The organism is Chryseobacterium indologenes, assembly GCF_001295265.1.
Classification (GTDB): domain Bacteria; phylum Bacteroidota; class Bacteroidia; order Flavobacteriales; family Weeksellaceae; genus Chryseobacterium; species Chryseobacterium indologenes_A.
In genome coordinates this window covers 20,110-34,064 of the sequence record NZ_LJOD01000008.1, presented here as the reverse complement: position 1 = coordinate 34,064, position 13,955 = coordinate 20,110, and the positions used below count along the sequence as shown (strand labels likewise).

The 13,955-nt window shown below is 36.8% G+C and carries 13 protein-coding genes and 1 other RNA gene; 13 read left to right on the top strand and 1 reads right to left on the bottom strand.

Going from position 1 to position 13,955, the window contains the following annotated elements:
- Nucleotides 1-12: 12 nt before the first annotated feature.
- Nucleotides 13-699, top strand: a complete 687-nt coding sequence (locus AOB46_RS12790; protein ID WP_062699927.1) for a metal-dependent hydrolase — start codon at nt 13-15, stop codon at nt 697-699.
- A gap of 114 nt (nt 700-813) precedes the next feature.
- On the opposite strand, the gene ffs is transcribed toward AOB46_RS12790, so the two are convergent.
- Nucleotides 814-911: signal recognition particle sRNA small type (ffs, locus tag AOB46_RS12785), an RNA gene on the bottom strand.
- A gap of 130 nt (nt 912-1,041) precedes the next feature.
- On the opposite strand from ffs, the gene AOB46_RS12780 reads away from it, so the two are divergent.
- The 12 genes from AOB46_RS12780 to AOB46_RS12725 all read left to right on the top strand — a co-directional run bounded on the left by AOB46_RS12780 (nt 1,042) and on the right by AOB46_RS12725 (nt 13,955).
- Entirely contained in the window at nt 1,042-1,641 is a 600-nt protein-coding gene (locus tag AOB46_RS12780) for a DUF4199 domain-containing protein (RefSeq protein ID WP_062699924.1), read from the top strand.
- A 17-nt stretch (nt 1,642-1,658) separates the two neighbouring features.
- Nucleotides 1,659-2,609: a glycosyltransferase family 2 protein gene (locus AOB46_RS12775; protein WP_062699922.1), complete on the top strand. Its 951-nt coding sequence runs from the start codon at nt 1,659-1,661 to the stop codon at nt 2,607-2,609.
- Nucleotides 2,610-2,723: 114 nt separating this feature from the next.
- Nucleotides 2,724-3,692: a hypothetical protein gene (locus AOB46_RS12770; RefSeq protein ID WP_062699920.1), complete on the top strand. Its 969-nt coding sequence runs from the start codon at nt 2,724-2,726 to the stop codon at nt 3,690-3,692.
- Between the two features lie 403 nt (nt 3,693-4,095).
- Entirely contained in the window at nt 4,096-5,322 is a 1,227-nt protein-coding gene (locus AOB46_RS23710; protein ID WP_206542259.1) for a DUF4280 domain-containing protein, read from the top strand.
- Nucleotides 5,306-5,995, top strand: a complete 690-nt coding sequence (locus tag AOB46_RS12760) for a hypothetical protein (protein WP_157845062.1) — start codon at nt 5,306-5,308, stop codon at nt 5,993-5,995. Before AOB46_RS23710 ends, AOB46_RS12760 begins: the two co-directional genes overlap by 17 nt.
- A 110-nt stretch (nt 5,996-6,105) precedes the next feature.
- Nucleotides 6,106-8,436: a T6SS phospholipase effector Tle1-like catalytic domain-containing protein gene (locus tag AOB46_RS12755; RefSeq protein WP_062699916.1), complete on the top strand. Its 2,331-nt coding sequence runs from the start codon at nt 6,106-6,108 to the stop codon at nt 8,434-8,436.
- Nucleotides 8,436-9,494 (top strand): DUF2931 family protein, encoded by a 1,059-nt coding sequence (locus AOB46_RS12750; RefSeq protein ID WP_082377122.1) that lies wholly within the window; start codon nt 8,436-8,438, stop codon nt 9,492-9,494. Before AOB46_RS12755 ends, AOB46_RS12750 begins: the two co-directional genes overlap by 1 nt.
- Before the next feature lie 280 nt (nt 9,495-9,774).
- Nucleotides 9,775-10,146, top strand: a complete 372-nt coding sequence (locus AOB46_RS12745) for a hypothetical protein (protein ID WP_062699912.1) — start codon at nt 9,775-9,777, stop codon at nt 10,144-10,146.
- A gap of 28 nt (nt 10,147-10,174) precedes the next feature.
- On the top strand, nt 10,175-10,903 hold the full coding sequence (locus tag AOB46_RS12740) for a DUF3667 domain-containing protein (RefSeq protein ID WP_062699910.1): 729 nt from the start codon (nt 10,175-10,177) through the stop codon (nt 10,901-10,903).
- A 5-nt stretch (nt 10,904-10,908) separates the two neighbouring features.
- A complete protein-coding gene (locus AOB46_RS12735) occupies nt 10,909-11,610 on the top strand; it encodes a GIN domain-containing protein (RefSeq protein ID WP_062699908.1) in 702 nt (233 codons plus the stop codon).
- The gene (locus AOB46_RS12730) at nt 11,611-12,222 is read left to right on the top strand and encodes a hypothetical protein (protein WP_062699906.1); all 612 of its coding nucleotides are present in this window, start codon (nt 11,611-11,613) and stop codon (nt 12,220-12,222) included.
- 17 nt (nt 12,223-12,239) lie between these two features.
- On the top strand, nt 12,240-13,955 hold the full coding sequence (locus AOB46_RS12725) for a phospho-sugar mutase (protein ID WP_062699904.1): 1,716 nt from the start codon (nt 12,240-12,242) through the stop codon (nt 13,953-13,955).

Sequence of the window (13,955 nt, the reverse complement as noted above, 5' to 3'; positions counted from 1 at the left end):
ATAAACTTAAAAATGAAAATACAATTCCTGGGACAAAACTGTTTTTTGTTCACGTACAAAGACAAAACCATTCTGAGTGATCCCTTTTACAACTATAAAAAGGCGGAATCAGGGTTTGATATTACCGCTCAGAAAATCGATTATATTCTGCTTACCCATGCGCATGGCGATCATATTGCAGATGTAGAGGAAGTTCTTCAGCATCATCCTGAAGCTACCATTATTGCCGTTCCGGAGATCTGCGGATATTTTAAAACGGCAAAAAATACAGACGATGTGAACCTCGGAGGGTCGGCAAAAATCGATGATCTTAAAATTTCCATGGTTCCGGCTCACCACACCAGTTCTTTTCCGGATGGAAGCTACGGAGGCGTCCCTGTGGGATATATTTTCAGACTGCCTGAAGGTAAGAACATCTATATGGCAGGAGATACGGGTGTAATGGCTGATATGGAACTGTTCCCAAGACTTTTCGGAAATATTGATCTTTCTATTCTTCCTATCGGAAGCCATTATACCATGTGCCCGAGAAAAGCGGCTTTCGCAGCAGCAGAATTATTAAAAACGCCTAAAGTAATAGGATGTCACTTTGATACATTCCCTGCTATTGAGATCAATCATGAAAGTGCGTTAAAGCATTTTGCAGATAAAAATGTAGAACTTGTATTACCAAAGCTGGGAGAACAGTTCGAATTTTAAATAAAAATAACAGGGGTAATTTGAAAATTAGAAAAATGAATACAATGCAGAAGGGATTAAAAACAAAAAAAGATAATTATCAAATTACCTCTCTCTTCAATTTAAAGCAAAAAAAAATGGCAAGCTACCTAAATCACACCGCTACAACCGATTACCTTTGCTGCGTTCCCACCCTGGAGGATTCTCAGGAGCTGGTTGTTTAGGACTTGCCGTTGCAAAGGTAGGAATAATTTATAAACTTCAAAACTTTATTAAAGAAAATTAGTCGAAAAAATGCAGTGGTAAAGCTAAACGGCTGACATTTAAGGGAATAATTTTTCACTTTTTTCTAAAAAATTAAATATGACGAAAAGTCCATCAACACTAGGAATTTTACTTTTTATCGCTACAATGGTCATCTTTTTTGTAGCCTATTTCTTCTTTTCAGGGGTTAATTATTTTGATACATCTTTGAAAATCAATGCTTTTGTTCTTCCTATTTTGTATGCCGGAGGGGCATTCTGGTCAGTAAAATCATTCTGGAACCAAAATAGAGTAGTTAAATTTAAAGATGCTTTCAAAAGAGCCTTTGTTCCGATGTTTATTGGAGGGATTCTTTCTATTTTCTGTATATATTCATTCCTGAATTTTGTAGATACAGATGCAAAAAAGCTGCTTAACTATCAGTACGTACAGAGACAGAAAACAGAGCTGGATACTGAATATCAGTCTGCAAGAAAGATCCTGAAGCATCAGAAAGACATTGACGAACTGGATCAGAAGTACAAAGAAAGACTTCCCAGTTTCTCTCCGGAAGCCGTAAAAGGAAAAGATATGCTTACCGCGAGTCATTTTTCAGGATATTTTGCTGCAATTCTTATATTTTACGTAGTTTTGTCGCTGTTTTTCGGAGCATTTTTCAGAACAAGAACAGTGTATGAAGAACCAACAATCAAAGAATAATTTTTATCAGAAATTAAATGAATTTATCTATAGTTATTCCGTTGCTTAACGAAGAAGACTCTCTGGAAGAGCTTTTTTCAAGAATTGATAATGTCTGCAGAACAGCCTCCCTTTCTTATGAGATCTGGTTTGTAGACGACGGAAGTACAGATTTGTCGTGGAGCATAATTGAGAATTTAAAAATACAGCATCCTCAGATCCACGGGATTAAGTTTTCCAGAAATTACGGAAAATCACAGGCGCTTCATGCTGCCTTTGAAAGAGCTCACGGAGATGTGGTAATTACCATGGATGCTGATCTTCAGGACTTTCCGGAAGAAATTCCTGAGCTTTATAAAATGGTGGTTGAAGACAATTATGATATTGTATCAGGCTGGAAAAAGAAACGTTTTGATAACGTAATGACTAAAAATATACCTTCAAAGCTCTTCAATGCTGCCGCCAGAAAAGTTTCAGGGGTATACCTTCATGACTTTAACTGCGGTCTGAAAGCGTATAAAAAACAGGTGGTGAAATCTATTGATGTATATGGAGATATGCACCGCTATATTCCGGTACTGGCTGCTAATGCAGGATTCAGAAGAATTACGGAAAAAGAAGTTCAGCACCAGGCAAGACCTTACGGAACCTCAAAATTCGGAACAGAAAGATTCATCAGAGGTTTTCTGGATCTGGTAACACTTTGGTTTGTAAGCCGTTTTGGTGGGAGACCCATGCACTTTTTCGGGGCGGTGGGAACTTTGATGTTTATTGTAGGATTTCTTTCAGCTCTTTGGCTGGGAATTTCAAAACTGATTGATGTGGCCAGAGGAATTTACGGACATCTGATTACCAATAATCCATGGTTCTATATTGCACTGACGATGATGATAATGGGTACACTGCTGTTTATAGCGGGATTCCTGGGAGAAATGATTATCAGAACAAACAGGGAGCATAAAAATTATAATATTGATGAAGTGATTTAGTTTTAATATAAATCATTAATCCCCAGATACTCTTGAAAGACATGTGTTTTTTAAGAGTATTTTTTTTGATTTCATCAATTCCTTTTCCGATATTCGTAATGATAAATAAACTCCATGGAAAGCATTAAAATAGAGATCAAAAACCTTGTAGATATTGACTCTATCTCAAAGGAATATAATATTTCAAAACATGAACTGATTTCGTTTCACAACCGGAACTGTGCTCTGCATGAACTGCTTCCGGAAAAGCTTCCCAAATACATCAGCAGCATTTATATTCCGGTAGAAAAATACAATGCGTGGAAAGAAAAGCAGCTTCCGGCTTCCCGTATCACTATTCCGGGAGCATCAGAAAAGTTTACCTATGGAGTTCTGATTACACAGCAGCCATCAGAGTTGCAGATGGATTATCTTATTGATATCCGGAAACAGGCTGAAAATAAGATTTCAATTTCCCGGCAGAAGCTCTACGTCAATAATAATGAAGTAGGGATGATGGTTGAGAAAATGATGGAAACCGCAGGAGAGGCGCTGTACCCCATAGAAATGTCCCTGAATAAGAAAGGAAAACCGGAACGGATAGATAATGCTGAAGACATACGCACCCGCTGGACAGAGGAGTATCGTCCTAAAATTAAACAATATTATGTGGGGGAGGTTACAGACGGTCTAGTGGCCAAATTTGACCATTTTTATGAAAATATAGAGAATGGTGTAGAAACTTTACAGCGAAATATATTTTATCCGCTTTTCTTTATGCCTGTTTATGATTCATACCCTGATTATCAGAAAAAAGAACGCCTGGGTTTTTATTTTCCTTCCTTCGGGGAAACGGTTTCATATGATGCTGTTTTTTTCCTTCAAAGGATTTTTACAGACCGGGGAAGAATCGTTGTTCAGGTGAAAGGAGAGCAATGCTATGATGAAATAAGCCTGGATGAAGATAAAGGAAGAATAGACCTGATTTATCAGCTGGATAAAGGCGGAAATATATTTTCAATTACCGGATCACTATCAACATTCTATGACAATCAGGAAATTAAGATTACTATTGAGGTCTATCGCCAGGAATCGTATCTGTAAAGAATCCATTATAATAAAATATAAGTATTTCCTGATTCCTGAAGTCTTCACAGTGTGAAAAGCAATCGGTAAAACATCATCAGGTATTGTCAATTTCCTATAATAATCAATAATTTTAAAAATATATTGAAATATATCGTTAAGAATCTTATCTTTGATATACCAAATCATAAAAAAATATTAATATGCAAGTACTTTTTGATCCCTGAAGTCCTAGCCGGACCTGATGTCTTTTACAGTGATACTGAGCAATTGATCAGATTACTTCTACAGAAAATAATTCGTGTTTTAAAATAAATTCTTTGCAGTATGCTGTGAAGAAATTTGAGGTATAAACCATCTGCAAGCCAATTTTCTGAGTAAAAAACACAGCGGAGCAAGAGTATAAAAAACACCAGACAGGATGAGTGAAAAACATTTGGTTTGCCAGGGAGCCATCTGTAAGTGCCAGTTCGGAACAGCTCCGGATAAGCTTATGGTAAAAACCCAGAGCAAACGTTACATCAACGATAAGGAAGGAAGCGACAAACTAATGGCCACTCACGTGGACATCGGAGCAACTTTTGAAAACAACACCTTTGGAAGCTGTGCGAAAATGAATAATAGTACCTGTACACCAACAGTCACAAAATGGGATGGGCATTATGAAAAAATCACAGTGGAAGACAATGGCGGAAAAGCTCTCCTCGAGGACAGTAAAGCAACCTGTGCCATAAGCGGAACTCCGAGTATAGAAATTATTTTCCACGGACAAACCGCGGAACCCACCCAGCAGAATGTAGATAATGTACGCCCTGAAGTGGCCGCACAGCTGTTGCCTGCAGAGGAAGATAATACCGAATATATCTATTATACCCGGGAAGGGGTATACCTCGGAGGCTTAGAGAAAAGTGCCAAAATTTATCTGGCGACTCAGGAGGAATATGATAAAGTAAAGGCAGATAAAAAATGGTCGGGAATTAATATTGAAAAGAATCTGTTAAAAGAAAAAGAAGCCGCTATTACCAATGAAAAGTTTGTTGAGAAAGCATCTACCATATACGGGGAAAGTTCAGCATACAGAGGTAATGTTGAAATGGAAGCAGAACTTGAAAACGAAATGCTTGCCATAGCTTGTGTTCATAAAATCAATAAAATAGCTTACGGGGTCAATAGCCAACAGGCTGTTTTATTCAGAAAGACAAAAATTGCGGAACGAAATGAGACAAAAAAACAGTTAGCGGTAGCGGCCATCATCCGTTCATTAACTACAGATGAAGATCCGAGTAACGGAGCCACGATGTGGGATGGCGCCGAACAGGCAGCTTTTCCTGCTACTGACGACAGATATTCAACAGGGAAATTTGAAATCCATATGAATACCATGGGATGGACGATTTCTGATGCGCATCATACCAAATGGCAGACAGGAGTGGAAAGACTGGGAGCTACCTTTAATGCGCCCAAAGAAAAATATACGCCGGGTAAAAATCCTAACAATAAATATGCAACTGAAGGTACTATTGCACTGGAGTCAAGAGCAGTATATTTAGGGACTATTTTTTGGAAAGAATTGAAAACAAGAAAGAAGAAGCCCGTTGAACAAAAGAAACCTAATGAAAAAAAGAAACCCAATGCAAAAAAGAAATAACCTGTATTTTTTTATCGTATTCTTTTTTTACCTCGGCTGTAAATCCCAGAAACAGGATTATAAAGTAATTCATTCGGGGAACAACGAGATTGTGACAACCTATTATTTCCATCCTGATCATTCAGAATATGCCAGGGTGTATGGAAATTCTGCAGAAAACGATTCTTTAACTTTTAACCGTGAAAAAAATGACCTGATTGTGAAAGAATTCAACTATGACGGGAAGCAGAAAAAGAGGATAGCAGGCGGAAATATTAAATATGTTGATTACTATACCAGTCTTTCAGATATTGTTGTATCAGGAAATCCTTTATCAGTGGATGAAGTTCCGGTAAGCAATTTCAATTTTACAAAAAAAGATCTGGAAATAGAAAATATCATCAAGGAAAACTGTAAATCAACAAAAGAAGGATATAGTGGCTGTGATTTCAGATTCCCTAAAAGCAATACTCTTCCATATCTGCCGGAAAGTTCTACCATAACTGCTGCTAAGATCAAAAAAGGCAAAAATGGACTGGAGGAAATTGAAGTGCAGGGAAAATATGACGATAAAACTTTTCTATACAAAAGAAATTATTATTACGACAATAAAAGAATAAAAAAAATAATTACCTCTGTAAAAGATAATAATTCTACAGATTCTTACGAAGATACATATTCTGTAAAGAATTGAAAGGTAAGTAACAGACATTTAATTGCTGAAATATACAGACGATGGCATTTATTTAAGGCCGGTTAAAAGAAATAAAACAACAGATGAAAACTAGTTAAAACTGAATTATCATGGTTATTACAGGAGATACACGCCCGATTGCCGGTACAAACTGCGCCTATACACTTACTTCAGGAGGTAAAAAAGTTACCGTAAAAGAATGGAAAATAGAATATGGAGGCAATGTACTGGCTACCAGTACCAGTGGTGCATTTAAATTTAATATCAGTCTGGCCGGGAAAACCGTAAAGCTGACTGCAATTGCCATACAAAACGGCAAGCAGAACGCTTATTCCACTAATCTGACTATTCTGGCGGCAAAACCTAAAATTGTATCCGTAGAATGGCAGGACTCTAATGGGAAAGCTATCGGCAAACGTAAAGTAGGCTATCTGGATAAAATAACCCTCAGCATAAAAACAGCCAATATTCCTAAAGGGGATACCCTCAAAATTTCTGTTTACGAAGATGATACCACAGGAGACCGTGCCATGGGAACCTATACCAGCAGTGCCGTTAATGAAAGAGGTTACGCGTTTTTATATTTCAAGCAGCTGAGTTTATACCAGACTAAGCTGAATGATGCTGACTGGATAGATGAAAGTGAGCATGAATACTTTGTAAAAATAGTATATAAAAACCATATAGACCAGGCAGAAGAAAACACGCAGCTGGTGGTAGAAAATGAACTGAAAAAGCATATCGATCAGCCCAAACCAGCCAATAATCCTTTAGTGGTGGGAAAAACTGAGGCTCAGGTAAAGCCTAAGAAGAGTGCTGTTAATTTTACGTTTGGAGTATTTTTAGATGGAACCCTCAATAATATGTATAATACCGAGCTTAGGAAAAAAGCAGACGGAAGTTTAAAAAAAGAAACTACGGGGCTCTGGGGAGGGATTGATGCAAAAGATATTTACAGCAGAAAAGGTGATGCTGATGATGGACTAAGTAGTTATGAAAATGATTTATCCAACCCGGCCATTTTATTTAAAAAATATAAAGAAGATAAGCCTCAGAAAAGATTTAAGGTTTATACAGAAGGAATAGGAACAAATAGTGCACCCAAAGCTCAGGAAGGAACACTGGGGGCCGGCGATTACAAAAAAGATGATGTTATGCAGGGACCTGCATTTGGAATGGGATCAGCCGGAATAAAAGATAAAGTTAGAAAAGCTATTGCAGATGTGAAGAAATACATCGCTTCTAATATTTCACAAGGAAAAGAGGTTGTTGGGACAGTGACTTTTGATGTATTTGGCTTTAGTAGAGGAGCTGCTGCTGCGAGACATTTTGTTCATGTAGTAACACAAGGAGCTTATAAACCAAGAGTAACACATGGAAAAGAAACGGTTTATGCGCGGGATATGTTTGGCTATACTCTAGATCAGTCTTATGCATATAAAATGATGCCTGCGTATGGATATTTAGGCCAGCTACTTGATGAAGCAAAGCTTATGGACGAACAGATGAAAGTCGTAATTCGTTTTGTTGGTATTTATGATACAGTTCCGCATCACGGATTATTTCAGTCTAATGATGCAAAAGACCTCGGATTAGACGATGTAAATAGAGCAAATTATGTTGTCCATATGGTGGCAGCAGATGAACATCGTGCTAATTTTAGTTTAGTTGATATTTCATCTGTTTCTAAAACTTCTCCTGATAGTGGTAAGAAAGGAGGAATAGAACTATATTATCCAGGGGTTCACTGTGATATTGGAGGTGCTTATGAAGAAGGAAAACCGGACAACCCTAAACGAATTGATGCCACCAAATTAAAAAGTAGTTTAGAACCTCTCCGTCTTGAGTTGATTAGACAAGGATGGTTTAAGGATAAACAATTGACAATAAAGTTTGATATGTCAATAGCTACAGCTTACCAATATAATATCTACAGGCTTGAAGGACTTAGAGAAAAAGTGAGTAATCAATATAGCTATATTCCTTTACATTTTATGGCACAATTTTGTGGTAAAAAAGACTTACCATTAAAAGAAGAGACAGTGCTTGATGATTATTTCTTTTATGAAAATTCTGACGAAAACGGAATTATTGGAAATGTGACTTTTCTGACAGATTTGAAAAAATATTTATCAAAATATACATTTGAGGGAGGAAAGCCACTTGTATTTGTTGAACCTAAAAAACATATCGAGCCGCCAATTGTTTACGAAACGAATAGTCCAAGTGCAGGTCGTTACGAAGCTGAGAGGAGAATGCGCGAGTATGAAGGTCAAGCAAAACTAAACGCTGAAGCTGATAAGAAGAATGAGGTTATTAAATTCCTGCGAAATCATTATCTGCATTGGAATGCAACATATGGACAGTCGGGTTCAGATTTGTTATCTCAAAAAAATTATCCTAATATGGTGGATGGAAAACGAAAAAGGGATGTACACTAATGAAAAACATAATAATAAATTTATTTTGCGGTCTCTTATTGTTACTGCAAAGCTGTAATAAAGAGAACAAAATGGTGAGTAAAAATACAACTGAAAACTTTCCCTATACCGTAACATTTTCAACAGCCACAGGATACGCAGCAGAAGTACATGAAGGCTATCTGGCCGATGAAAAGAAAAAATTAATTTGTGGAGTTCCCAAAGCGGGTACAGAAGATGGGCCATGGCAGTATGATGGGGCACAAGGAGGCCAAGGAGGTAATATTGTACCATCATATTTAAATTTAACCTATGTATCATATGCTGAAAAAAAGTTTTATCATGTTGAAGGAGATCTTCCAAAAGATAAGATCTTAGCTGCTTTTCAAAAGGGATTTAAGGTTAAAGGAACAGAAGCTGAAAATGGGGAAATACCATGGGTTGATGGAACCTATGACCAGATAACAATTGGTGCTGCACCGGGAGGTGTAGTTATAGTATGGCTTGCTGGAGATCATCATAGAATAGAGGTATGCCGTTTGCAGGCTAAGGAAACTTTTGTAGATAAAGATAAATTCAGACCTAATCCAAAACCGGGCGAAGATCAGGCACAGTTTTTTGATGCTAAATTCAAGCTTTATGTTGCAGACAGTATAAAAACCACAATTGAGAAAAATGGTATTCCATATGGTTTATGGGATAAATACAGAGAAAAATACAATTACCGTTTCAAACTTCATCCCTATGATGAAAAAGATAATTTTGATCAGATTTATCGATTAAACTATAATGGAGAATCGGAATACTTATTAGGTGCAAAAGCGGCTGAAGTTTATAAAAAGGATGCCATACCATATAATGTTATTTTTATGATGCAAAAGTATAATGCCGAGATAGAATTTAATGATTCTGAGTTAATGAAAATATTTGAAAATTTTAAGCAAAAACACCCTGAAAAACCTATAGATATTGTATTGGTACCTTCATTTATGTATAAAGAAATTAAAGTCTATGCAGAATGTGATGGTGAGAAAGTAGAATTGAAAAAGTCTTTGGTGAAAAGAATCTGGGGAGGGTAACTGTTATGATAAGGATATTAAGGTCTATGCAGAATGTGATGGTGAGAAAGTAGAACTGAAAAAAATAAAGATTGTTGAAATCTGGGGAGGATAAACCATTACGATCAAACCAATCTCATTTTCTTTAGTCATTGGTTACAGTAAAAAAACAAAGAAAAAATATACCGATCATAAATTTTTGAAAACATAAAAAGGCACCTGAAAATGGTGCTTTTTCTATATATTTGTAGAAATGTAACATTCAAAGTTAGAATACTGCTGTGGGTATAAAAAACGGATAATGAAAATCAAATTGGCCAGTATTTTTTTAACATGCCTTGTTCTGTTGCTCCTGTCTTCCTGTAAAACAAAGGAACTGGTGGGGAACTGGGAATTTATCGAAGTCTATGACGGAATAGTTAACCATATAGATAACCTTAGAAATAAGGAAAACCATTCTAAAGAAGGAACCGGAACTTTGGTCTTTCATAAAAACGGAGTATTTAACTCTATGGAAAATAAAGGATATTACCGGAAAAAGAAAGCGGTCCTGAAAATGAAGTATAGTGAAGATAAAGATACACTTGCTATGAAAGTTTCCTATATAAGCAGGAATTATCTGCTCCTGTCAGATGAAAGAAGCTCCAAAACCTGGTTTTACAGGAAAAAATAAAAATGAATACCAATTTAACTGATAGACGATGAGTAAAAAAAACTGCCTGAACTGCGGACACAGAATTTCCGATGAGTTCTGTCCTCATTGCGGACAAAAATCAGATACAGGAAGAATAACTCCGCGCACGCTCATCAAAAGTGATATTCTGGGTTCAATCTGGCATATAGAGACCCGTTTTTTTAATACCGCAAAAGACATTTTATTCAGACCGGGAAAAACAGCAATGGATTATATCTCAGGAAAAAGAATCAGATATTATAATTTTCTTTCACTGCTGTTGATTCTTTTCAGTTTCAACGTCCTTGGTCTTCATCTTTATGAAAAATTAGCACCACCGGAAACCCTGGCTGGAGATTCGGAAATAAAAACATTTTTTTCAAAATATTCCAAAACAATCCTTTTTATTATCATTCCGATGCTGGCTGTCAATGCTTTTTTTCTTTTCAAAAGAATAAAATTAAACATTGCCGAACATTTTATCATTGGAACAGTAAGCCTTTTAGGAATTTTAATCCTATTTTTGTTAAATGATATTGTAAGTCTGATCGGGCTGTGGAAGCCTGTGACTAAGATTTTTGATGTTCTGGACAAGATTTTATTCGCTCTTTTTATTCTGTTTCCGGCAGTTACCTATTGGAATGCTTTCAAAAATTCATATTCAAAACCAGGCCTGCTATGGAGAACAGCAGTTCTTTATGTTCTGATGGGAGTAGAAAGTCTTGTTATTGTAATAATTTTATATAGAATATTTTAATACATATGAAGAAAATATTGTACACATCCCTGCTTATTGTGGCGGTTTCCTGCGGAAAAGTTTCTCCGAAAGGAACTATTGAAAAGAAAGATGTGGACGTTTCAGAATTTGTCAATCTGGATCTTGAAGGGAAATTCCGTGTATTTTATGCCAGAGGACCAAAGAACTTTGTAGAGATAGAAACCTATCCTAACGTAGCCTCTAATTTAGATGTGGATGTGAAAGATAAAACGCTTTCCATCAAAGAGAAAAGAGGTACAAAAGGGGTAGATTTTTATAATGTAACCATATATTCAAAATATAACCTTGAAAAAGTAGCCGTTTCAGACTCTGTTGAAATGAATATTTCAAGCGAAATCAAGACCGATAATTTCAGACTTCATCTGAAAAATAACGCTACATTTATGGGTTCGGTGAATACAAGAAGAGCAGAAGTGGAGATGCAGAACAGAAGCCGGGCCAACTTTCTTGGTCTGACTAAGGAAGCGGTGATAAAAATTTCCGATACCGCAAGCTTAATCGCTCCTTACTGGAAGATTACCAATCTGAATATTGATTCCAAAAACGGAAACTATGCCGAGGTGAATGTAAAAGATTCTTTGAAAGGACATATTCAGAATACCGCAAAGTTTATTTACTACAACAATCCGATCAGGGCATTTAAGATTGATAAGACTACCCGCGTGGAAAATAAAAAATTAGAGTAATTGGAAGGCAAAAAATATACAATAGACGATATTCGGACACTGGACTTAACTGAACATGTGAGGCTGCGTCCTCAGATGTATTTTTATGAATGCTTCAGTAAAAAGAATCTGAATCCTCTTGTTGCTGATATGCTTTGCCATGCTGTAGATGAATATTTGGACAACAATTGCAATAAGATTATCATCGGAATAAATGATAATTTGTTATTGATAGAATACAATGCAGGAATGTCACTGAAAGAATCTCAGGGACTTACCTCTGCAGAATGTATCATGACAAAAATATCGGCTTGCAGTAATCAAAAGAAACACCTGGAAATTGGTGCAGAGTTTTGTCTTTTAGGAATGGCAACAATCAATGCAGCATCAGAAAGATGTGAATTAAAAACCAACTGGAATATGCAGCGAGGTCATTTCATTTTTGAAAATGGATCTACGGTTTTTAATGAAATTTCTCCAGATGATATCTCTGAAGAATCTACAAAAATCAGTTTCAGGATGAGCCACGAAGTTTTTGGAGAATTAAAATTTGAATGGACTGATCTGCAGCATAGATTGGATATATTAAGCGAAAAATTACCCAATTTAAAAATAGAACTTTACAAACTATAAAAGAACGAAATACACATATGAGTACACTAGAAAAGGCGAAACTTTGGTTAAGCGATACATTCGATAAAGAAACAAGAGATGCAGTACAGCTGTTAATTGACAGCAATTCTCCAGACCTGGAAGATTCTTTCTACAGAGAACTTGAATTCGGAACAGGAGGAATGAGAGGAATTATGGGAGTAGGAACCAACCGCTTAAACAAATATACATTAGGCCAGGCAACTCAGGGACTGGCAAATTATATGCTGGCTCAGTTTAAAGGAGAAGAAATTAAAGTGGCCATTGCCTATGATGTGCGTAATAATTCAAAAGAATTCGGAAAGCTGGTAGCAGATGTTTTAACAGCAAACGGAATCAAAGTGCTGCTTTTCAAAAATCACAGACCGACTCCGGAGCTTTCCTTTACCGTGCGTGATAAAAAATGTAACGGAGGAATTGTACTGACGGCTTCTCATAACCCGCCTGAATATAACGGGTATAAAGTATACTGGAATGATGGGGCACAAATTGTTCCACCTCATGATGAAGCCATTATCAATGAAGTATATTCCGTGAAATTTGACGAAATTAAATTCAACGGTAATGATGATCTGATCGAATGGATCGGAGAGGAGCAGGATGATGTGTACATTGATGCCTGCATCGAAAATTCCACATATCAGAATGTAGGAAAAGAAAATCTGAACATTGTTTTCACTTCCATTCACGGAACAACCTATACAACGATTCCTAAAGCCCTGGAAAAAGCAGGATTTAAAAAGGTTGATCTGGTAAGAGAACAGATGATTCCAAGCGGAAATTTCCCTACCGTAGATTCTCCGAACCCGGAAGAACCGGCTGCACTGGAAATGGCAATGGATCTTGCAAGAATTACCAATGCAGATATTGTGATCGGGACAGATCCTGATGGCGACAGACTCGGTATTGCCGTAAGAAATCTTGATGGTGAAATGCAGCTGCTGAACGGAAACCAGACCAATACCATCCTTACGTATTACATTCTGAACGAGTGGAGAAAACAGGGAAGAATTACCGGAAAAGAATTCATTGGTTCTACCATTGTAACTTCCGATATTTTCTTTGATATTGCCCAGAAGTTCGGTGTTGAATGCAAAGTGGGACTTACAGGATTCAAATGGATCGGAAAAATGATCCGTGAAGCTGAAGGAACCCAGAAATTTGTTTGTGGAGGGGAAGAAAGTTTCGGATTCATGACCGGTGACTTTGTCCGTGACAAAGACTCTTGCGGAAGTATCCTTTTAGCCTGTGAAATTGCTGCCTGGTGTAAAGCCAACGGAAAAACAATGTATCAGTACATGATCGAGATTTATGAAGATCTGGGAATGTATTATGAAGGACTGATCAATATCGTAAGAAAAGGAAAAGAAGGGGCTGAAGAAATTCAGAATATGATGAAAAACTTCCGTGAAAACCCACCGAAAGAGCTTGCTGGCTCATTGGTAGAAGAGGTCAAGGACTTTAAAGAACAGACCAGCTTCAGCGTTTCTAAAAATGAGACCAAAGTAATGAACGATATTCCGAAGTCCAATGTATTGATTTACTATACACAGGATGGAACTAAAGTTTGTGTAAGACCTTCCGGAACCGAGCCGAAAATTAAATTTTATGTTTCGGTAAAAGATTCTATTGCTTCAGAAGCGGACTTCAAAGATAAATTAAAATCATTGGAAGCCAAGATCGGAGCCGTTAAAACAGATTTAAAACTGGATTAA